General features: G+C 40.1%; 16 protein-coding genes. 6 read left to right on the top strand and 10 right to left on the bottom strand.

From position 1 onward, the window contains the following. Positions 1-170 precede the first annotated feature (170 nt). Entirely contained in the window at positions 171-785 is a 615-nt protein-coding gene (locus CBS1_RS04920) for a 4Fe-4S cluster-binding domain-containing protein (RefSeq protein ID WP_052107206.1), read from the top strand. Then, positions 773-2,698, top strand: a complete 1,926-nt coding sequence (locus CBS1_RS04915; protein ID WP_090222126.1) for an anaerobic ribonucleoside-triphosphate reductase — start codon at positions 773-775, stop codon at positions 2,696-2,698. Before CBS1_RS04920 ends, CBS1_RS04915 begins: the two co-directional genes overlap by 13 nt. Positions 2,699-2,759: 61 nt before the next feature. On the opposite strand, the gene mutS is transcribed toward CBS1_RS04915, so the two are convergent. After that, on the bottom strand, positions 2,760-5,192 hold the full coding sequence (mutS, locus tag CBS1_RS04910) for a DNA mismatch repair protein MutS (RefSeq protein ID WP_090222158.1): 2,433 nt from the start codon (positions 5,190-5,192) through the stop codon (positions 2,760-2,762). Between the two features lie 112 nt (positions 5,193-5,304). Then, positions 5,305-6,006, bottom strand: coding sequence for a tRNA (adenosine(37)-N6)-threonylcarbamoyltransferase complex dimerization subunit type 1 TsaB (gene tsaB / locus CBS1_RS04905; RefSeq protein WP_090222124.1), 702 nt, complete (start codon positions 6,004-6,006; stop codon positions 5,305-5,307). A 196-nt stretch (positions 6,007-6,202) separates the two neighbouring features. Here tsaB and CBS1_RS04900 point away from each other — a divergent pair, with 196 nt between their 5' ends. Then, complete coding sequence (locus CBS1_RS04900; RefSeq protein WP_084384126.1) at positions 6,203-7,438, top strand: glycerate kinase type-2 family protein; 1,236 nt, start codon at positions 6,203-6,205, stop codon at positions 7,436-7,438. Positions 7,439-7,500: 62 nt separating this feature from the next. On the opposite strand, the gene CBS1_RS04895 is transcribed toward CBS1_RS04900, so the two are convergent. Both CBS1_RS04895 and CBS1_RS04890 read right to left on the bottom strand, forming a co-directional pair. Next, positions 7,501-7,806, bottom strand: a complete 306-nt coding sequence (locus CBS1_RS04895; protein WP_052107205.1) for a cupin domain-containing protein — start codon at positions 7,804-7,806, stop codon at positions 7,501-7,503. Positions 7,807-7,833: 27 nt separating this feature from the next. Continuing rightward, complete coding sequence (locus tag CBS1_RS04890; RefSeq protein WP_033192084.1) at positions 7,834-9,153, bottom strand: DUF438 domain-containing protein; 1,320 nt, start codon at positions 9,151-9,153, stop codon at positions 7,834-7,836. 270 nt (positions 9,154-9,423) lie between these two features. Between CBS1_RS04890 and CBS1_RS04885 the strand changes: the two genes are divergently transcribed. Both CBS1_RS04885 and CBS1_RS04880 read left to right on the top strand, forming a co-directional pair. Then, the gene (locus CBS1_RS04885; protein WP_033192083.1) at positions 9,424-10,989 is read left to right on the top strand and encodes a hypothetical protein; all 1,566 of its coding nucleotides are present in this window, start codon (positions 9,424-9,426) and stop codon (positions 10,987-10,989) included. A gap of 193 nt (positions 10,990-11,182) precedes the next feature. Next, on the top strand, positions 11,183-11,695 hold the full coding sequence (locus CBS1_RS04880) for a hypothetical protein (RefSeq protein ID WP_033192082.1): 513 nt from the start codon (positions 11,183-11,185) through the stop codon (positions 11,693-11,695). Positions 11,696-11,761: 66 nt separating this feature from the next. Here CBS1_RS04880 and galE read toward each other — a convergent pair whose 3' ends face one another. The 3 genes from galE to CBS1_RS04865 form a co-directional block, all read right to left on the bottom strand. Further along, positions 11,762-12,748: a UDP-glucose 4-epimerase GalE gene (gene galE / locus CBS1_RS04875; RefSeq protein ID WP_033192081.1), complete on the bottom strand. Its 987-nt coding sequence runs from the start codon at positions 12,746-12,748 to the stop codon at positions 11,762-11,764. A gap of 79 nt (positions 12,749-12,827) precedes the next feature. Further along, positions 12,828-15,239 (bottom strand): ATP-binding protein, encoded by a 2,412-nt coding sequence (locus CBS1_RS04870; RefSeq protein WP_033192080.1) that lies wholly within the window; start codon positions 15,237-15,239, stop codon positions 12,828-12,830. A gap of 16 nt (positions 15,240-15,255) precedes the next feature. Beyond that, complete coding sequence (locus CBS1_RS04865; RefSeq protein ID WP_033192079.1) at positions 15,256-16,314, bottom strand: metallophosphoesterase family protein; 1,059 nt, start codon at positions 16,312-16,314, stop codon at positions 15,256-15,258. Between the two features lie 127 nt (positions 16,315-16,441). Between CBS1_RS04865 and CBS1_RS04860 the strand changes: the two genes are divergently transcribed. Beyond that, complete coding sequence (locus CBS1_RS04860; protein ID WP_090222123.1) at positions 16,442-17,452, top strand: phospholipase C/P1 nuclease family protein; 1,011 nt, start codon at positions 16,442-16,444, stop codon at positions 17,450-17,452. Between the two features lie 22 nt (positions 17,453-17,474). Here the strand turns inward: CBS1_RS04860 and CBS1_RS04855 are convergent, their stop codons facing one another. Genes CBS1_RS04855 through CBS1_RS04845 form a run of 3 tightly spaced genes read right to left on the bottom strand, consistent with a single transcriptional unit; the run spans position 17,475 to position 21,533 of the window. Next, entirely contained in the window at positions 17,475-18,773 is a 1,299-nt protein-coding gene (locus tag CBS1_RS04855) for an IMP cyclohydrolase (protein WP_033192077.1), read from the bottom strand. A gap of 44 nt (positions 18,774-18,817) precedes the next feature. Continuing rightward, a complete protein-coding gene (locus tag CBS1_RS04850; RefSeq protein WP_033192076.1) occupies positions 18,818-20,842 on the bottom strand; it encodes a methyl-accepting chemotaxis protein in 2,025 nt (674 codons plus the stop codon). Positions 20,843-20,888: 46 nt separating this feature from the next. After that, the gene (locus tag CBS1_RS04845; RefSeq protein ID WP_033192075.1) at positions 20,889-21,533 is read right to left on the bottom strand and encodes an SDR family oxidoreductase; all 645 of its coding nucleotides are present in this window, start codon (positions 21,531-21,533) and stop codon (positions 20,889-20,891) included. Positions 21,534-21,545: the final 12 nt, after the last annotated feature.

Genomic DNA, 21,545 nt, shown 5'->3' with positions numbered 1-21,545 from the left:
TTTTCTTGACAATCTGGCATCAGATGTGATACTATATATTGTGTAATAATATGGAAATTCTACGATATAATGTGTTTTATCGACCTTTGTAGCCTCTTGCTTCGGTGTATATTTCTACTTTCCGAACTCATGTACTGTGTTTAATGTTTGTACTAAACTGGGGGGTTTTTATGGAACAAAAGGGTCAAGTTGCTGAACTATTCAGCTCACTGATGTTTGATGAACCGCTTCTACGTGTTTTACGTGTAATGCAAGGCGACCATCCGAGCCTTCCTTCCGTTAGTGTTTACTTCCAGGGGTGCGATGCGTTCCCGAAATGTTTGGGGTGTCATAATCCTGAGACATGGGAGTTTGACGAAAGGTTTGCTATCGACTTCAGGCACCTTGTTGAACACACTATAGCTAAGCTTAGGTTGCTTTTGAGTACGTACGATAAAGTTGCACTCGTATTGCTCGGCGGAGAACCTTTGTCTGTGCGAAACAGAAGGTTTGCGTATATGCTTGCAAAGACGGTCAAAGAGATTTTTCAAGAGCAAGTGGTTGTACTTGTCTATTCTTGGAGAAGTCCGAAGGATTTGTTAGAGCTTGACATACCTTTGGATTACTTCGACGAGTACGTACTTGGGCGGTATATGAAAAAGTATCATCGTGACGGTTTTCCTGCATCGGCAAATCAAATGTATCTCACAAAAGAAGAACTTTTCAAGATCTTGGAAATCTTGAAAAACAAGAGCAAAGTACAAAAAGTAGACATAAAAAAGGGGGACGTGCTATGCAACTGTTGAGAGATGTGCTTAAATCGTTCAGTTTTTCTGATGATTTTATTGAAGAAATATCAAGCATTCCAGAACCATTTTTGGATTTAGAAGGTATCAGCTGGCAGCTTGATGTAGCAAAGTTCACAGAGCACTTTTTCAACAGCGGAATTCTGAATTCTACGATAGATGCAAATGCAAATGTGAGGAGTACAAACGTCTACACGTACTTCAACGAGGTTGTAAAACCTTGGTCGAAGCTGTACTCCATCTACTACATTTACGAACGAATGAAGTCACTCTTTGGTTTGGAAGATGCGAAGAAGTTCCTTAGATTCCAAATGTACGGAGATATTTACCTGCACGATGCTCATCATGCCGCATTCGAGCCGTATTGTTACGCTTATTCCTTGCGACCAATTGTGGAAAAGGGATTATTTTTCATCGATAGTATAAAATCAATCCCGGCAAAACATCTTTCTTCTTACATCCAGCACGTGATACAATTTGTCATGTTTGCATCCAACCAGCAATCAGGTGCCGTTGGTTTGCCGGATTTCTTTGTGTGGCTTGCTTATTTTTACAGAAAAGATTTGGAAAGTGGAGTAATACCAAAAGGTAAGGCAAAGGAATACCTGCACCAGCACTTCCAGATTTTCACCTACTCGATTAACCAGCCGATAAGAGGCACTCAGTCTCCTTACACGAACTTCACATATCTGGATAGGAACTACATCAAAACGATTTTCGAAGGAGAAAGTTATCCAGATGGTTCGGCTATCACAGACTACGTTGAGCAGATAATAGAATTGCAGAAAGAATACTGGCTGTGGATATCTCAAGAAAGAGAAAAGCAGATGTTCACGTTCCCGGTTTTAACAGCATCTTTGCTGTACAAAGATGGTAAGTTTGTTGATGAAGACAGTGCGAGGTTTATAAACAAAGTCAACCTAAGATGGCAAGATACGAACTGGTACGTCTCTGATAGCATTGATGCGGTGGCTTCTTGCTGCAGGCTCACGAGTTCTACAAAGGAACTGAAGTTTAAGATGGGACCTGATAAGCTGTCTGGTATGGTGAACTCCATCGGTGGCTCGGACTTGAACATCGGTTCTTTCAAGGTAGTGACGATAAACCTGCCAAGGATCGCACTTGAAATAGGGAATAAGGAAGGTTTTATCAAAAGGCTTGCCGAGAAAGTAGAACTCGTCCAGAAAGTTTTGGCAGCTATCAGAAACATAATTCAAGAAAGAATCCAGCAGGGCGTACTGCCGCTTTATAGCTTGGGACTGATGGATCTAAACAGGCAGTACGGAACGGTTGGTATAAACGGACTGTACGAGGCGATGGAATTGCTCGGTTTGACGATGGTGGACATCGACGGGGTGAAATATACACAAGAAGGGGAAGAATTTGTAAACGCAGTACTTGACGAAATCAGAAGGATGAACGATATAGCTTTTGAAAAGTACGGGTTCACGTTCAATATAGAACAGGTGCCTGCTGAGAAAGCGGCGGTTACCTTTGCTCAAAAAGATAGACTCCTTTACAACACAGAGTATGTGCTTTATTCCAACCAATGGCTCCCACTCACAACAGACACGGACATGCTAAACAGGATAAAATACTCAGGCATGTTTGATAAGAAAGTCTCAGGCGGGGCGATACTGCATATAAACGTAGATTCACCGTTTAGAACGGAAGAAGAAGCATGGAAGATGGTCCATTTGGTTGCAAATACGGGTGTTGTGTATTTTGCATTTAATCAAAAGATAAGCGTATGTGAAGAAGGCCACGCGTTCTATGGCGAACAATGCCCCGTATGTGGGAAGAAAAAGGCGGATGAATACTTGAGGATAGTGGGATACCTTGTGCCCGTGAGTTCGTTCAACAGCGTTAGAAGAAAAGAAGAATACCCAAAGCGGGTATTCTACAAAGCTTGAACAATCCCCATCCCCCTTTGCTCTGCTTTTTGGAGAGCAAAGAAAGACATTAGAATATCGCTCAGAACATTCTCAACTGTCCCTCGGGGACAGTTTTTTTCGTTGATTTTATTTTCTTCATCTGTCCTTCTTTTAGTATTCCAACTTTCTTTTCTATATCGCTCTTTTCTACTATGATGTCGAGAATCTCCTTTGCTCTTTCAACGATGCTCTGTGGTAAACCGGCGATAGCTGCAACTTCTATACCATAGCTTCTATCAGCCACACCTTCCACCACTTTGTGAAGGAAGATGACACCATCGGCTGTTTCTTTGACCTGGATGGTCAGGTTCTTGATGCCTGGGTACATGTCGGCAAGTTCAGTTAATTCTGTAAAATGAGTAGCAAAGACGGTTTTACATTTCAGTTCATTGTATATGTACTCACTTATCGCCCATGCGATGCTTATTCCATCAAACGTGCTTGTTCCTCTTCCAACTTCATCGAGTAAAACAAGACTTTTTTCCGTTGCTTTATTAAGTATTAAGGCAACTTCGCTCATTTCCGTTAAGAACGTACTTTTGCCGGTTGAAATATCGTCCCTCGCACCCATTCGAGTGAATATTCGGTCAAAGATGGGCAATTTTGCGAATGATGCAGGTACAAACGAACCTATTTGCGACATCAGGGTTATCAGGCCTATTTGCCTTATGTAAGTGCTCTTACCACTCATATTGGGACCCGTGAGTATGTACATTCTCAACTTATCGTCCATGTACGTGTCGTTAGGAACGAATTCATCAACGAACCTTTCCACTACTGGGTGTCTGCCTTGGAGGATTTCGAATTCTGCGTTTGAAAGGATTGGCCTGACGTAACTGTAAAGCCTGGCGAGGTACGCAAACGATGTATATATATCAATCCATGCAAGCGTTTCGGAAGTCTTTCTCAGCTCTTGCGCGTAGTTTTTCAGTTCTTCGCACAAGTTGTTGAAAATCAATTTCTCGAGTTCTTCCACTCGCTCTTTGGCTGCCAAAATCTTTTGCTCGAACTCTTTCAATTTTGGATTTGTGTAGCGCTCAGCGTTGACAAGTGTCTGGAGTCTTGTGTAATCTTCCGGTGCGTTTTTCGTTTGCCCTTTTGGAATTTCTATGTAATATCCAAAAACGTTGTTGAATCCGACTTTTAGTTTTTGAATTCCCGTTCTTAAGCGCTCTCTTTCCTCAAATTCTTTGAGCCTTTCGCTGGAATGATAAAGAAGTTCTCTGTATTCATCTAATTCTTTTGACACACCTTCGCGGATGATCTTGCCTTCTCCCAAATCCCCCTCTATCTCATCGTTTATTGTACTTTGAATCTTTTCTTTGACTATATTCAAATCCGGGAGTTGTTCAACGAGCGTCATCAAATTTTCGTTGCTTTCCAGCGCTTCCCGAATGGGTTGGATAACTTCCAGTGTGTTTTTCAGGCTTATCAAGTCCTTTGGCTTTGCACTGTCGTACTGCAGTCTGTTGATTATCCGTTCCAAGTCGTACACACCGTCTAAATACTCTCTAATTTCGTTTGTGAGCAGAGAATCTTCAAAGAAGGCACTTACCATATCGTGCCTTCTTTCTATCGCCTTTTTGTCCTTGAGTGGATGGAGGATTATCCACTTTAATAGCCTTGCACCCATCGGAGTTTTTGTCTTATTGAGAACATCGAAGAGATTCTTACCTCGTTCTCCCGGAACGAGGGAGAGGTTTTCAATTGTTGTAGAGTCAAGAATCATGTATGTTGATTCATCGAGTATCCTTGGAACTTTCATTTTCGCTGGCTTATTCAAAGTATAGCTCAGGTATTTTATTGTTGCACCGAGCGGGTAGTGTGCTTCACCGAGCTCGAAGTGTTCTATCGTTGCAAGTCCGTAGGCCTGCTTGATCGCATCGATTGTTCCCGTGTAGTACCAGTCGTCGAGTCGGTCTACGAATATTTTAATTCTGGACTTTATCTTCGGATAAAGACTTTCCGGACAGATGATTTGAGAAATCTCGTGTGTTTCAACAAAGTCAAACAACTCTTCGAGATTGTCGAATTTTTTTACCACAACGTCACCGGTTGAAGAGTCAGCAAGGACAGTGTAGACTTCCCCTGATTTTGTTTCATATACTGAAGCCATGTAATTATTGCTTGTTGTCAAAAGCTCATCTTCGATTATTGTTCCGGGAGTTATTACACGTGTTACCTCGCGTTTCACAATACCTTTTGCTGTTGCTGGATCTTCCATCTGCTCGCAAATAGCAACCTTGTAGCCGCTATCTACAAGTCTCTTCAAGTAATTATCGAGCGCATGGTATGGGATGCCCGCCATTGGAGCATCCTGACGTTTGGTGAGAACGATGTTGAGCACCTTGGATACAACAAGTGCGTCATCGAAGAAGGCTTCGTAAAAATCCCCGAGCCTGAAGAGCAGAATGGAATCTTGATATTTCTTCTTTATATCAAGATACTGCCTCATCATTGGTGTCAATTTCATATCTTTAAGATTAGAAAATAGCGCTTCATTTGATTCTTCTCTTACCGGCTTTTTCACGTTTCCCATGCTTTCCGGATGGTACGCCATTGAACCACCTCAAAACTTGTTATTTTTATTTTTCCTGAATTTGTTTTAGCTTTTTTTCGAAATTCAATTCAGCGATACTCTTTTGTAAATAGAGTGGTTCGATGTGTAGAGCATCCACAAAATTGCCGTTGGCTATCTCTTCGATTGTTAATAAGTACAGATTTCTTACGCTTGGAAAATTGTATTGGGAATACGTGGGTTGTTCAAATACGATGCCATAGTCTTTAAAATATTCCGCACCATCGCCAAGCAAAAGTAGCTGGTTATAGCTTTTAAATCTTTCCCTTACCACATCTATGGACTCGATAAAGGGTTCAACAAGCGTATGCAGTTTTCCATTTTCGGCATGGTAAAGCCCTGCGTAAAGGTAACCCTCCCTTGCCTTTCTCACGACTCCAATATAGCCGTTGGAGGCAAGTGCGTTCATTGCTATAAGTTTCAACGAACTTATTCGAACAAATCTCTTCCCGATTCCCAATCCGAGTGCAAAGGATATGCCAACTCGAAGACCTGTCAAGCCACCAGGTCCAATACCTACACCTATCACATCAAGTGAGTTGAAATCGACTTCCTTCAACTTTTCAACAACTTGTGATACCTGGATACCGTGCTTTGCTTTGGTTTCTAATTCGATCATTATCTTTTTCTCACTATCAAAATAGCAAGCAACAACACGCGGTGATGAAGTGTCAAGCGAAAAAACTTTTAAATTACTGTAGTTTTCCAAACCGTATACCTCCTGGAATAGATAATGTTGTCTATTGATTTATTTTATCACATCAAAGGAGTAAATTCTACAAGTTTTGAAGGATTACTGCAGGCACTTTTAATTGCGAATTGATAATTGATAACGGTATAATAAAAATAGTTAGAGAGGGGTGAATTCGTTGATCGTAATTCAGAAATTAAGAACGGACATTGAGATGATAATTGAAAGAGTCAGAAAATCTGTAGTTCCAGACAATACGGTGAAGGATTGGCTTACTAAGAACATCGAAAAACTCCAAAATAGAAAAGGCAAACTCATTGTGGTATCAATTGGAAAAGCAGCTTGGCGAATGGCGAAGGCCGCAAAGGAAGTTTTGAAAGACGAGATCGAAAGAGGCATAATTATAACTAAATACGGTCATTCGGAAGGGAATATAGAAGGCTTTGAAATCTATGAGGCAGGCCACCCAATACCTGATGAAAACACCTTAAATGCAACGAAAAGAGCGCTTGAACTCACGGAAAATTTAACACAGAACGATGTAGTGCTCTTTCTTGTTTCAGGCGGTGGTTCTGCACTTTTTGAAATGCCAGTGGATGGTATCAGTCTTAAAGATATCCAGAAATTGAACGAAGCGTTGCTAAAAAGTGGTGCGAATATAGTGGAGATAAATACCGTTCGGAAACACCTTTCAAAAGTCAAAGGTGGAAGGTTTGCTCAGCACGTTCATCCTGCGAAAGTTATCTCACTTGTTCTGTCCGATGTGCTTGGCGATAGGTTGGACAGCATTGCTTCAGGTCCTGCTTATCCGGACAACACAACTTCGCAGCAAGCATTGGAAGTGCTGGAAAGGTACAAGATCACTACAAGCGAAAGTATTCTAAACGCACTTAAACAGGAAACGCCAAAAGAATTATCGAACGTAGAAACTTACATCATAGGCAGCGTGAAAGTAGCTTGCGACACTGCTCAAAATGTAGCAAAAGAACTTGGTTACAACACGCTTATCTTAACAACGGTTCTTGATTGTGAAGCAAAAGAAGCTGGTAGGTTCTTAGGTTCGATAGCTAAAGAGATAAAAGAAAATGATAGGCCTGTTAGAAAGCCCGCAGCTGTGATACTTGGTGGGGAAACTATCGTTAGAGTTAAAGGCACTGGAAAAGGTGGAAGAAATCAGGAATTGGCACTTTCCTTTGCTCTTTCCATCGATGGTTTGAGCGATGTTGTCCTTTGCAGCTTTGGAACGGATGGCACCGATGGACCAACCGATGCTGCTGGGGGAATCGTCGACGGTCAAACGGTGCAAAGAATAAAACAAGTTGGCTACCGCGCTGAAAGCTTCTTAGAAAACAACGATTCATACAACGCACTCAAGATCGCTGGAGACCTTCTAATCACAGGTCCAACAGGCACGAATGTCAACGATTTGATCGTGTTGATTGTTGGTTAGAAAAAACAAAGGTCGGCCGCACGGCCGACCTTTTATTTAGAAAATTCAGTCAAAAAGAATGCTCACTTAATCTTGACCACCAGCACCTTCGCCACTCCGTCGCCCACGTTTTCGACACTGTGCAAAATATTCTGTGGAAATTCGATTAGGGAATCTTGTTCGAGTTCATACGAATGATCCCCTACCTCTACCCTAACCTTCCCAAATATGACGAAAAGAAGTGCGAATTCCTTTGAAGAGTGCTTTTCAAGTTTCCCACCAGGCTGGAGTGTAATCTGTGCGACAATAGCTTTCTTGGATTCGTAGAACCTTCGCGCATCGATGGGACCTTGCATTAAGTTCGGGGTATCGGATACTCTGTAGACCATTGCGTTTACCTCCCTTTGATATGATAATCATTCCTCGTCGTATATCCTCTTTTCACCGGTGATTTGTTGTATCGGGGCGATGTCTTGGGTTACTTCAAGGGTTCCGAGGTATTCTCCCTTTTCGTTTCTAACAGCAAAGTACCTTATCAAAACGTACTTGTCACCGAGTTTTATCCAAAAATCGGCGTGATCACGTTTGCCTGATTTGAAGTCCCGCAATATCTTTTCCACGATGTGCACGCTTTTTGGAGGATGACAGTTTTGAACTTTTCTACCGATTATATCACGTGTTCTCAAGAATATCCTCTCTTTTCCTTCACTGAAATATTTCACCTGATCGTTCCTATCAACAAAAGTAATATCGACAGGCAAAGTGTTGAGCATGTATTGTAATTCTTCAATCTCAAACTCGCCAGAGGGAAGCTTTATCTTTTGCTTTTCCGCACTTTCATCGATAACACTCATTTGAACGAGCAAACTTTTCAATTCCCTATAAGCGTTCAGCAACTTTTCAATTTGCGTTGAACCAGTGGAACTTTCCGAGATTGGTTGGGCCGAAGAGTTTTCTTCAACTTTATTAGTTTGCTCTTTTTGTCTCTCACTTTTGAATGGTTCAGGAAAGTAGCAGCAATATCCGATTTCATCGAATGTTTTTCGGATTTGTTTGAATTCTTCTTCACTAACAAGATTAAGAGCGGTTGGGAAAAGTATGTGATTTTCCTTATGAACATGCAACATAAACATTTCAAGCAAATCTGTTGCGAGCTTTAAACCAACCGTCTTCAGAGCTTCAACATCGCGATTTTCGACGATTTCCGTGATTTGCTTAATCATGGAGCGCATTGTATCGTGCTCAGACCACATAACTTTTGGTGGTTGTTCGACACCGTATTTTTCTACGTATGGAAATATACCGTATTCTTGCTTTTGGAAGTGAAGCTCGATACCTTTCATCTCATTAACGACACTTGAAATACTTACGAACGTTTCAAACGAAGGAGAATTCACCGCCGATTCAACAAGATCTTTCAGTCGCTTTAGCATACCAAGAATTTTCTCGTGTTCCTTCATTGAGATGAATACAGGATGCCATGGTTCGACGGGAGGTTCTTCGTTCAGAAACTCTTCCATTAGCTCAAGGTGGATGTCGCAGATCTCCCTAATTCTTTCGACAGTGATCCCGTCTTCTCTTGAGAGTTCATTTTCAACGATAGCGATTTCTACAGGTTTTAGTTCTTTTATAACTGATTTAATCTCGCTTTTCAGTCTCTCAACTTCTTGTGGATTTCGGTCCGCTCGCCTGATGAGGTTCTTCAAGTATTCCCTCTTGTTGAAAATTTCCGCCATATCGAACACCTCCATATGAAGATCGCCGTAATTAGTTTTACCTAATTATACTGTATCAAAGGTTCGAAGTATTGTCCGTAACATAGGTTACGTAATATTCCCTTTTTCGAGGATTAAGGTTTCTGATTGAGAAGATGTGGGACGAATTCTTTATTTAGCGCGAATTTGAATAAGATAAGTATCTTGATTTTGGATAGAGCCTGTGTTACAATAATTTCGTAGGAGATATGAGCGAGAGAAAACTATTCTTTTACAGGAAGGGGGGCAAGTATGCTAAAAAGATTCACTTTTGTCGGTATGCTTGTTTTTATTGTGCTTGGCATAGCTTTGTTGACAAGCTGTACTCTCTTTGGTCCTGAACCACTACCAAATCAACCTGTCAACGATAGTACCAAGCTCGAGCCAAACGATCCGAGGTATGTAGCGGATTTACTTGCGGACGATGAACTTGAAAGTATATTGGATGAACTCCAGCAAGTTGTTCCATCCAGCACGTTTCAAGCTTTTACAAAGAGCTTAAATGGTTTCAAGCTTTTGGAAGACGAAGAGTTTGATCCGTCAGAGATTTTGAACATTTTAGAAAAACACAAAACGTACATCGAAAAGATAGAAAAATTCCTTGATGAAGGTGCAAGAAGATTTTACACACATCCGGACAGGCAAAAGTACATAGTAGAGATTCAAGGAGAGAGAAAGGACAAAATCGTTGCGCTTGCAAAGAAGATAAAACCAGAGATTACTGAACCTGACAAGCTGTACATGGATTTCAGGGATTTTTCCGTTGCTTATAACGCACTTTCATCGCTTTATCATAGTTACCAATCAGCACTTCAAGCAGAGGAATTAGTAGAAGCATGGAGAAATGTCATGAGAAGTTCCCAGAATCAATTTAAAAGCCCTATTATAATTGATGAAGCTGAGAATAATCTTTACTATTTCCTTATGGGGATACTTATAGAAGATTTTGACGGAATAAAGGAACACTTCGGCAAATTAACAGCAATTGCAAATCCAAAAGATCTTTTGAACATGGCAGATATTTTTGTGGAGGAACCGTTCAAAATAACAAGAGTCAACAAGACGTTAGATGCTCTTAAATGGTCTGTTATGAGTTTCCTTGAAATCGGTGATTTTGAGAACAACACAAGTATCGTAGATGACAAAGGTTTCAGAAAGGATGGAAAAGAAACAATAGTTACACTCTTTGTGAAAGCTGCAGGAAGTGAAAAATGCTTCATAGCAAAAGAGGCACTTAATCAGCCTGTAGATTTGGGTGGGTTTAAGCTGAATGGAAACGTGCCGCAGAAAGTAAAGGATGTACTTGTTGAATTCAACAAAGCTTTACCGAATGCTGGGGTCATTGAGTTTACGAACGACGCAACAACTACTTTTGAAAACAGCAAAGGTAAAAGTGAATATAGTTACAAAGTGATAGTTACTTTAGATTTCAGAAAATTGTACAAAGATTCCATTGACTTGCGTGATAACAACATCGGTATTAGAAAAGCTTTTGTGGACACGGTGTTTAAGGACAAGCAGTCCTACGAGAATTTCAAAAAGTTATTTACAGGAGAACGTGAACCAACAATTGATGATGTTAGACTTATTGTCAATAACCTGCCGTTTATTTATATCAGTGAAGACTTGGCTAATAATCCTGAGTTCGCTTTGAAATTCCAACTAAACAACAACGGAAACTTGAATGACCCAATGATAAAGATTGAGCTCAGAGTAAAGGCGATGTTTACGGAAGTTATTCCTTCAGCTTTTAAGAGAGAGATAACAAGGTACATGATAAGAGAAAAGCTCAAGGAGTTAATTGAGCAGAAGAAATAATCACTACTGCTCTCATAACGGCAAGAAAAAAGGGCAGGCCGAGTAGGCTTGCTCTTTTTTTATTTTCTAAGCAAGTTCTCAGCAAATTTAAAGTACTTTCTAAGGTTATACGAGTAGAATACTATTGCAACTCACCGAAAAGGTGAGAACGAAAAAAGGTTAAAACTAAAAAACTTTGAGGAGGTTGGTAAGTATGAAAAAGTTCTTGGTAGTTTTGGCAGCGGGAGTTCTTTTGGCAGGTAGTATTTTTGCATTTGGTCCCATGAACGCTCAAAGATTCGGTTATCAAGCTGCAGCAAACACTCAAACATCGCAGCAGGTTGCTCAAGCCGTTCAGCAGAGACTTCACAGAAATTTACCGGCAGATGCTTCTTTGAGTGCAACGCAGACGTTTAAAGGTACTGTAAAGGAGTACTCACTCGATTTAAACAACGGATTTGTTTTCAAAGTTCAAGTTGGTGACACGGTCTACGATGTCCATGCAGGACCTATATTTAGACTTCTTCAACTCAAACAAGGGCAGTCTATTGAGATTGTAGGAAGAATTGTAACAACTAGTTCAGATAAGTTCATCGTTGCGGAAAAGGTGACCGTTGATGGGAAGTCGTTTGATTTAGCAAGCTTGAGAGGGCCAAAAGGACAAGTGAATCTCAGAAGAACTGCTCAGGTCAGAAATCCAGCTTTAGCCAAGGGATACAGAAGGTAATTATCAATATAATTCAACCAAAAAGGCTTCGGTCGACCCGAAGCCTTTTTTATACTTCCAAATGAATTATTCATTGCAGAATTCCTTCCTCAACTTTCTGTGCCAATTCCAAGCAGTGGCTATTATCCCATCAAGGTCGTACTTTGGCTCCCAGTTCAGTATCTTTCTTGCCTTTTCATTATCGGCTATCAAGTAAGCTGGGTCCCCTGGTCTTCTACCGGTTTCTTCGACTCTGAAATCAACCTTCGTGATTTCTTTGGCTTTTTCGATAACTTCTCTCACCGAATATCCTGAACCACTACCAAGGTTGAAATAGTCGGTTTTGTTTTCGCTCATTAGATATTCGAGACCTTTTATATGTGCATCCGCTAAGTCGTTAACGTGCACAAAATCTCTGATGCAGGTGCCGTCTTTGGTTTTGTAGTCTGTACCGAATATTTTTACGCTTTCTCTAACTTTGCAAGCTGCGTCGAGGATCAAAGGAATGAGGTGTGTTTCTGGCTCGTGTGCTTCGCCAATTTCGAGCGATTCGTCAGCTCCTGCGGCGTTAAAGTATCTAAAGCGTATGCTTTTCAAAGCGTAAGCACTATCGTAATCCTCTAAGATTTGTTCGACCATGTATTTGCTTCTTCCATATGGATTAATCGGCGCTTTTGGGTCGTCTTCTTTTATCGGTATTCGCTCTGGCATGCCGTACACCGCAGCGGTCGATGAGAAGACAAAGTATTTTATGTTGTGCTTCAGCATGGCGTTGAGCAAGGTGATTGTGTTTGAGACGTTGTTTATGTAGTATTTATTCGGATCTTTCACAGACTCCCCAACTTCTATGTACGCACAAAAATGCATTACTGCATCGACTTTGTAGTGTGTGAATATCAAGTCGAGCAAGGTTGCATCTGCGATATCACCTAAGATGAACTCTCCGTACTTTGCAAAGCTTCGGTATCCGTGAGAAAGGTTGTCCAAGATAATTACTTCATATCCTCTTTCTTTCAGCATCTTGCAAACGTGCGAACCGATGTATCCTGCCCCACCAGCAACTAAGATAGCCATATCTTCCCTTCCTTTCTTTTCTCTTTGTAGGTCCACGTCTAATTTTAGCATACCGTAAAGAAGAAATGAACAGTTATGATTAATGAACGATCTCATCAAGATTGATTATATCAATGCCGAGTCTTTCACCTAAGTCAACTATTTCATCTTTTGCTGTGAAATACAAAAATTGCCATCCTTGGTTTGAAAGTTCTACAAGTTTTTGGATTTGTTTTAGAAGGCGTTTTTTGTCGTATTTTACAAATGGATCGTCAAGGATGAAGAATGCCTTTTGCCCGTTTTCTTTGCCAAAAAGATGTTCAGCAAGAGCAAGTCGAATGGCAAAGTAGAGCTGGTCGTATGTGCCTGCGGAGAGTTGTTCTGGTGTGAATTCTTGACCATCTGCACTTCTGACTTTGATGTATTCGTCGGTTTTGTTTTTACCATACACCACATCGATGTATTTTCCGTCCGTTATCTCAGTGAAGATCTTTATTAAATTGCTTTGTTTGAATAAATTTGAAATGCTTTCTCTCTCCTCTTCCTCGATTTTTCGCAGTATTTCAAGTGCAGTTTTCTCGATGTTTTGTCGTTTTGTTAATTCGTCGATAAACTCTCGAAGTTCATTTCTGAGTTTGATCAGGTCAGATTTGTATACAACGTCGGGCACTTCATCAAAGATTTCATCTAGCAGTTTTGATTCTTTTGCTTTGGCAAAAATGAATTTCATCAATTCTTGCAACTGTCTTTCTTTGTTTCTTAGGTCCTCCAACTGTTTTTGGAGCTTTTCAATTTCGTGCATTATTTTTTCTTCGTATTCTTCGAATTCAGCTAATTGTTTCAACTCTTCGCTTTCTTCTTTTGTTCGGTCTTTACTCATTAGCTCCATGTATTTAACAAGCGTATCCTTTATTTTCGCAAGTTCACCGGCAATTTCTGGCCCACATGGTTCCGGTAAATCTTTAGGAAGGCCGTCCAGCTTGACACCGTAGGTTTTTATCTTTGTAAGAATTTGTGATTTTAAGGCTTGGTATGTTCCTTCAAGTTTTGACCTCTCATTTAGTTTTTGTCTCAACCCTTCTGCTGAATTCACGGACAACAAGTTCTTAAGAGTCTCCAAATCTGTTTCGGCTCTTGAATGTTGTTCAGTTAAGTCTTTGAGCTGGTCTTCTAAATTGTCTATTTCTCGTTCGAACTCAGTTTTACGATTTCTTAATCCCGTTTCTTCTTCAATGGTCTTTTCGTAGTCCTTCATAGTGTTTAAACATTCGTTTTCGAGGGATTCGATATCTGTGAAAGTTGTTCGAAAAGTTATTTGCCCTTCCCTTAGGATTTCTTTCCGAAGTTGCTCGACAGCTCTAATTTGGTTGATTAGTTTGGAATAAAGTGCAAACAAAAAGAGTGTAGTTACAATACCAGCTGCTGTTATTACAGCTTTGAAGATGGTTCCTGATATTGTTAGAAAGAGTATTATGGCAAGAACAATTGCGGTGAAGGTCGAAGTTAGAAGTATGTTTTTGTTCTTGTATTTATTGCTCATTTCAGAGTTCTTGTATAGATATCCGTTGATTCTTTCTTTTATCTTTTCTGCGTTCTTGCTATTTTCACGTAACAAGGATATGTTATTTTCGATTCGCTCTATTTCTTTATTGATATTCTCTACTTTATCTTTAAGTTTCTGCTTTTCGTTAGTGACCTTGTCTATCTCGTCTTTTAACCATTCAATTTTATTCTCAAGTTCTACGTACTTTTGTAAATTTTCGTTTGTGTATGTCTTGTAGTTACTCAATTCATTTACCAACGACTCGAGCTTAGCTATGTCCTCTAAAAGCTCCTTGCACGTGGCAATTTGTTTTGACGTTTCTAAACTTTTTACCTTTGCTCTAAGTGCCTCGAGCTCCTTTTGCACCACTGCTATTTGTTCTTCGATTTCAAAATAGTCGCTTTTTTCAAGCTTCGGTAGTAAGTTGTCTATCTCTTCAATCAATTTATTTATCCTTTCGAAGTACTGTTTGTATTTTGCTTCCTTTTGGTCTTTAAACATACCTGATTCTGTGATGATACTGTTTTCAAGAATCTTAGATTTGATGGATTGGATCTTTGATATCTGGGAACCGACAAGTTTTTCAGAAACTTTGCTGTACACGTCTGGTTCTTTGTTCTTCTGAGAAAACTCGATGCTTAGGTCGCTGTTGCGGATGATGAATATATTTTTGAGTTCTTCGTGGGATAGTTCAAAGTGCTTCAGAAATTCCCCATTTTGCACACGAATTAATTTTTCTCCATCTTCAATGATGAGGTAACCGTCGGGATATTCCTCTACTCGTTCGATATTTTCGTAGATCCTATCTTTTGCCTCTTTCTTGCCAACGAGTATTTTGAGAATGGCCTCTATTGTTAATGTCTTGCCACTTTCGTTTTCACCGTAAAAGATCGTGAAATTATTCAACTTGACAAGTTTTGTAAACGACAAAGGTCCGTATTTTTTGATATGGAATTCTTTAATCCTCATACTATTTTCCTCCTTTTCACATCATTGCGTTAACGAAGAGTTCGATGAGCTGCTTTTTCGATTCCTCGTCGAGTTCTTGCTGATTTATCCTATCTACTATTTTTTTAAAGAGCATGTCGTTGCTGATCTTTCCCAAGTCTTTTGCTAAGAACTCAACCTCAGGTTTTGTGCCTAACGTATCCGCGAGACTTTGGATTTTTGCTTTCAGCTCTGATTCACTGATAGAAAATCTCGCACCGTCGAAGTGCCCGGTAATCTTGAAAATGGGTGAACAATTTTGAGGAAGTTTCAAACTGTTCAAAACATTTGAAAACTTATCAAAAGGATGTTCATCGTCGAAAATGCTCAAGTTTATTTCTATTTCTTCGTAATAGAATGAGCCGAGTTCCAACTCTTGCGGTTGTTTACCTATTTCTAACAGGTTGACTTTCCTCTTGCCTCTTTCTTTTTTCGTAACTGATACCGGTGAACCTGGATAGATGAAGTAGTTATTAGAAATTCTCAGAATATTGAATTTTGTGTGAAAATGTCCAGCAAGAATGTATTGAAAATTCAACGATCTTAGGAGGTTCAAATCTACCGGCATATATCGGCCCTTTTCTCCAAAGTCATCTGGTTCGTAATAAGGACTGAGCAATTCTCCATGAAAAAGCAAGACGTTTGATTTATTCGAAGTTGTAAGTTCGTTGGATTGGCGAAGAACGGCAAAAGTTTCCTTAGCAGATGAATATTCTTTCTTGAACGGAACTGCGATTATTCTTGCATCTTCGAAGTCATAGATGCTCTTTTCTTTTGAGAGAACAACAACGTTGTCTCCAAAATGAAGTCCGTCTTCATAGAATGTTTCGTCGTGGTTGCCAGGTAGGATAAATGTTTGAAAACTTGATCCAGAGAATATTGCTCTTAACCTCTCGTAACTTCTCACGGCATCTTCCCTGCTGTCGAACAGATCCCCGCTGATTACCAGAAGATCAACAGAGTTTTGCTTGGCTTTATCCACTATGAGCTGCAGTGCTTGCCATCTTTCGGGAGAATCGGTTCTTAGATGTAAATCAGACGTATGAAGAATCTTCACAACAATCACCTCTCAGCGGTTATTCGGTGTGCTTGGTATACACATGTATTATAACGCTAAAATTTGGATTTTTTGACAGTTGTGGAGTATAATCTAAAAAAAGCATAAAGATTTGAGGTGATTTGTTGTGTTCAACTTGACGAGAGTCGTTGTGTTCTTGATAATATTTCTGATGTTTTCCCAATCTCTTTTCAGTTGGGGGTCGCATGATATCTTCACGTTCCTGGTGGCAACCTCTATTCCAAATTTCGATTATCAAAAGCTTGTCGAAATAAGGGATTACGATTATGTGGAAAACCGCAGGTACAACACCGAAAAGTACGTCACGTACGACCTTGTTGCACACGGCAAAGCAAAAATCACGTTTGATAGCGATTTATTGAAAGTGAGCGGTGTTGAGCTAATACAGTATCAGCTGGTTCAGGATGGGAAACTTCCTGTATGGGCTATATTTTACGTGTACTCTCGTTTTCCAGACAACGGCATGGATTTTGTTGAGGAGTCTGGGATTGTCAACGCAATCCTTGGAGATACTCAGGCAAATAGGCACGCTTATTTGAAGGTAACCTTTTTTGAATATATGGAGGGTGATAAATCCTTTTTGCACTTTATAAAGATGTCCAAGGAAGCCTTCAGAAAAGGTGATGAGTACTGGGGTTATAGGTTCCTTTCGTATGCACTGCACTATCTTGAGGATTTGATGCAGCCATATCATGTACGACCAGGAACTGTTCCAGAACTTATCCAGTTCTTGTTTGATCCGAAAATGAGAGTATTTCTGAGAAATGCTCACAGCACTTACGATGATTATATGACTTTCTTGTTGACAAGGTCAAAGTACAAAGAAGAGTTTTATAAGCTTATAAGAGAGGCAAAACCTTTGACGCTCCCTGTTTCGGATGAACAACTTATATACGAAGCGATATTATTTTCTTATTCTATGTTTTTCGATGTACACGATGAAGTGAAGAAGGCTTTTGGAGAGATATTGTACAATAGGAGAGCTATGATGGAGGATTTCGAAAAGGCGGAAGAAGACGGTAAGTTGGCCAGGCTTTATGAGTTAACAAAAAAGCTTGCGAGTGTGCTCGCAAGCTTGTGCAAGGGTGTCATTTTAAAAACTGCTTTGCAAAATTGAGAGTTGGTGTGTCCAATTAGCTTTAGAAAGTGAAAATGTTAATGCCACGTTCACCGCATATTTTTGTGAAAAGGTTATCTACTTCAGCGTTCGTATAGATGTTAATTAATTTAATCATCGCTTTTTCAGAATCGAAAATGAGTTTTTCAAGGCTTTCAATAATATTGGTTGGGCATGTTTCGAATTTGAAGAATCCGTCATTTTGTTCGGCTATCAAGCTGTTTTTTGGCATTGATGCTAAAAGTAACCGATAGATGTTCATGGTGCTTACTAGTTTTTTTATCATCACATTTCCAACCATGTGAACGATTGGGATTTTTTCAGTTTGTAAATTTTCGAAAAAGTATGTGAATTTTATTAATTCCTTCCCCTTTAGTGCTTCTTGTGCGTACTCTTCGTCTTCAGCTTCCTCGTATGATATTATGGTAAACGTGCTTTCTTTTAGCTTTCTTACCATATCGTTTGTAAGTCTTCTCATGACTACTGTAGAACCTACGAGGTCGCATATCCGTCCGCCAGAGGTTTTCAAATTTACCATGGAGACAGGCAGAGAATCGTTAAAGGCAATAACGAAGTCAGGTTCTTGTGCAACGACGAGCGCACCTAAGGTTACTACGGTAGATTGTTCTGTGTATTTGCTGAGCCTAACGAATCGCTTATCGACGTTGTCAAGGATTTCGTAGTTAACCTGCGGGTTGGAGAATTTTTCAAAGGTCATATGTTCGTATTTTTCGGAAGCAAATAGTTCGGAAAGGACTTTGTGAATCGTGGAATCATATTTCATGGTGTAATAGAACGCCTTTAGTGCGAACATTCTTCTGTCGTGGAGTGGGACATCTCCACAGGAGTCTAGTAACTTTATAACCTTTGGATAATCGGCTGGATCGCATACAACGACAACGTTCCTGTGGTTTTTCGCAGCGGCTCTAAGGAGTGCAACTCCACCAATGTCGATATTTTCTATCAACGTATCTTCGTCTCTCGTTTGTTTTTGAACTTCTTCAAAAGGATACAAATTCACAACGACCATGTCGATAGGACTGATCGAATGTTCTTCAAGGTCTGCGATATGGGACTGTTCATCGTAATTGGCAAGGATAGCACCGAATATGAATGGGTGAAGGGTTTTTACACGACCACCAAGGATTTCAGGAAAACCTGTTACTTCGGATACTTGTTTCACGGGGATTCCGGAATCTGAGAGAAGCTTTGCTGTACCCCCGGTGCTAATTATTTCCACGCCGCGGTTGTGGAGCTCTTTGGCGAATTCAACGATTCCCGTCTTATCTGAGACACTTATCAATGCCCTTTTTATGTTCACTTGAAAATCACCCCCATTGCTGGTTTCCGTTGGCTTCAACCAAATTATTCAATTTTCAGTGCGTTCTGAACCTCAAGAATTTGATCCATAATTACGGAAAAGATATCTTCTATTTTCTTTTGAGTTTCTCCAAACAACTCAAATGCTTGTCTCAATTCTTCCGAGGTTTTCATTATCTCGTATATGCTGTCTTTTAGGTTGTTCATCTCCGATGATTGTTTTTCAAAAGTTGCCTCAACTCTGTCGAAGTCTTGAGTTAAAATCTGGACGTTATCGATAAATCTGTAGATGGACTGTGAAAGTTTCTCGTTGCTCTTACTTATAATCTCAAGATTGTTGAAAAGGTCGAATAGTTCTTTTGCGAATCCTTCAAACTTGCTGGAGATCAGAGTGATGCTGTTTTCAATCCTTTCCGCAAATTCAGAAGCTTCGCTAGCCAACTTCCTTATCTCACTTGCAACAACGGCGAAGCTTTTACCAGCCTCTCCGGCTCTTGCTGCTTCTATGGATGCATTTAAAGAAAGTAAATTGGTTTGAGTTGCGATAGCTTTTATGAGACTTGAAATATCCTTTATTTTAGCAAAATCTTGGTACAGGTCGTCGAATGTAGATTTCAGTTTTGTGCTCATTTGATTAAAGTTATCGACGATCGTCTCCGTTTCAGAAAAGTTCGCTTTACTATTTTCAGATAGTGCAATTATGTCTGCCATTATGCTATCTGACTTACTGACAGTTTCTTGCAACAGCGACGAAGTTTTTATTATCTCGTCCAAAAAACTTTCGAAGTATTCAACGATATTCTGCAGTTTATCAAGTGTTTCTTGTGCATTCTTAGAAGAGTTGCTGAGGTGTTGGTACAAGTCTTCTATTTCGTCGAAGTATTTTACGGAAGATGATGAAAGCTCGTTCACCTTATCCCTGGAAGCGACGAGATTTTGAATGTAATTGGTCTGTTGCTCCATTAGTCTGCTAATTGCTTCGTTCATGTTCTGAGTATTCCTAAAAACTTCTATAGTTTTTGCAGCAACGTATGTAGCTACGGTGAACCCAAAGAAAAGTTGACCTATGTTGAAGAACATGAATTCAATTTTAATTATGTTTGCTACGGAAAGCAGAGACAAGAAAGTAGCACCGATAACCGCAGAGAAACCAAAGAGTATCAACTGTTCATATCTGTTCTTCGTTTTTCTAATAAGTATACCTAGGACGATTAATAGTAAAATGAGAGAGTAAAGGTAAAAATTCGCATACGACCTTTTGAGTAACGTCATACTGTTAGATAAGACTACGGGAACAAACAACGACCAGTAGCCCAAGATGTAGAGCTTTTCCAGTTTCGTTGCCCTTCTTTTGAAAATCTCGTTTGCGAATCTGTAAGCAAAATACATCGCAAGTGCTGCACCGAGTATCGCTAGTTTTTTCCAAACTATGAAAGGATGCAAGAAAAGGTTCATCTCATCAATGCTTGTCAAGAAGGGAGAAACTATAACTAAAGCACCGTACAGGAAGCTTTTTTCCTTTAATGCAACAGCCAATAAAAGTACGACTAAAAAGAGGCCGAGCATGAAACCGGTGCCCAGATAAAACATGTACTCTTCGATAGCGTTGGCACGTTCAACAAATTTAATTATATCCTCGTGCTTACCAATATAAAATTTCCGCTCGATACCACCGTTCGAGATAAAAGAGAGTTCAATAACCACATCGCCTTGGAGAACAACAGGAAAATACCTGTGCCAAGGATTGACACTACCTCTCTTAGATGAAATATCATATATCAACACGTCATTTTGGTAGATTCGTAAGTACTGGTTAGCGGTCGCCGAAACGGCAAGAGTTTTTCCTTTGTATTTCGACCCATCTATTTTTATTTGCATGACGTACTCGTTGTTTTCTTTGTCTGCTACAAAGTACGGGAATGGTTTTTCTTCACCGTTCACAACAACGGTTGCATCTTTAAACTCTTCTATTCCAGGAACATTTCTGTACAACTGCATAAACGCAACAATCAGGGAAATAGCAAGCAAACCTAAAAGGACAATGAATATGTTTTTGGCCACAGCTTTCATGGAGAACACCCCTGCACTATGTGCATAGAAACTTTGACAAGTTTGTTTACCAAGGCAGGGGTTTCCCGGTATAATCAAGAAAGACCCCACTTTGGTTCAAGTTCTCGATTACTTTAATTATACCAGCCGCTGATTCTTCTGGAAGAAGGGGTGCTTCAGGACCGCCCATGTCCGTCTTTACCCAGCCTGGATGGACGGAAACAACGTACATGTTCTTAAGCCTGTGCGCCAGTAATTTCGTAACCATGTTCAACGCAGCTTTTGAAACAGAGTAAGGCACGGATGTAGTTCCGCCCGTACTTGCAATGCTACCAAGGATGCTTGATATATTTATTATCTTAGCTCCCTCTCTAAGTTTGCTCTGTTTGTAGCATTCCTGTACGAGCATATATGGACCCATTGTGTTGACTTTGAAGGATAATATCATACCTTCCTCTGTGACTTCAGGGAACCTTTCTTCAATAAGCACACCCGCGTTGTTTATAAGCACGTCTATAGGTTCAATTATTTGAGAAACGAAGGTTTCTATAGAGACTGGATTTGAAGTGTCGACTTTCAATACCTTAAGATTTTCATGCTCTATGGGCATGGATGTTCTGACGCCCACGGTTACCTTCTCACCTTTTGATAGCAGTTGTTTGGTCAGTGCTAAACCGATACCTCTATTTGCACCTGTGATAACCCAGTGCATGCTCTAACCCCC

The sequence above is a fragment of the Fervidobacterium changbaicum genome (assembly GCF_004117075.1).
GTDB classification, from domain to species: Bacteria; Thermotogota; Thermotogae; order Thermotogales; family Fervidobacteriaceae; genus Fervidobacterium; species Fervidobacterium islandicum.
Note: the sequence above shows the minus strand (reverse complement) of the source record. Positions and strands in the feature narration are given on the sequence as shown.

Excerpts from the sequence above, each read along its gene's own strand:
- CBS1_RS04920 (WP_052107206.1), top strand. The coding sequence starts at position 171 with ATGGAACAAAAGGGTCAAGTTGCTGAACTATTCAGCTCACTGATGTTT.
- CBS1_RS04915 (WP_090222126.1), top strand. The coding sequence starts at position 773 with ATGCAACTGTTGAGAGATGTGCTTAAATCGTTCAGTTTTTCTGATGAT.
- mutS (WP_090222158.1), bottom strand. The coding sequence starts at position 5,192 with ATGAAATTGACACCAATGATGAGGCAGTATCTTGATATAAAGAAGAAA.
- CBS1_RS04900 (WP_084384126.1), top strand. The coding sequence starts at position 6,203 with ATGATAATTGAAAGAGTCAGAAAATCTGTAGTTCCAGACAATACGGTG.
- CBS1_RS04895 (WP_052107205.1), bottom strand. The coding sequence starts at position 7,806 with ATGGTCTACAGAGTATCCGATACCCCGAACTTAATGCAAGGTCCCATC.
- CBS1_RS04890 (WP_033192084.1), bottom strand. The coding sequence starts at position 9,153 with ATGGCGGAAATTTTCAACAAGAGGGAATACTTGAAGAACCTCATCAGG.
- CBS1_RS04885 (WP_033192083.1), top strand. The coding sequence starts at position 9,424 with ATGCTAAAAAGATTCACTTTTGTCGGTATGCTTGTTTTTATTGTGCTT.
- CBS1_RS04880 (WP_033192082.1), top strand. The coding sequence starts at position 11,183 with ATGAAAAAGTTCTTGGTAGTTTTGGCAGCGGGAGTTCTTTTGGCAGGT.
- galE (WP_033192081.1), bottom strand. The coding sequence starts at position 12,748 with ATGGCTATCTTAGTTGCTGGTGGGGCAGGATACATCGGTTCGCACGTT.
- CBS1_RS04870 (WP_033192080.1), bottom strand. The coding sequence starts at position 15,239 with ATGAGGATTAAAGAATTCCATATCAAAAAATACGGACCTTTGTCGTTT.
- CBS1_RS04850 (WP_033192076.1), bottom strand. The coding sequence starts at position 20,842 with ATGAAAGCTGTGGCCAAAAACATATTCATTGTCCTTTTAGGTTTGCTT.
- CBS1_RS04845 (WP_033192075.1), bottom strand. The coding sequence starts at position 21,533 with ATGCACTGGGTTATCACAGGTGCAAATAGAGGTATCGGTTTAGCACTG.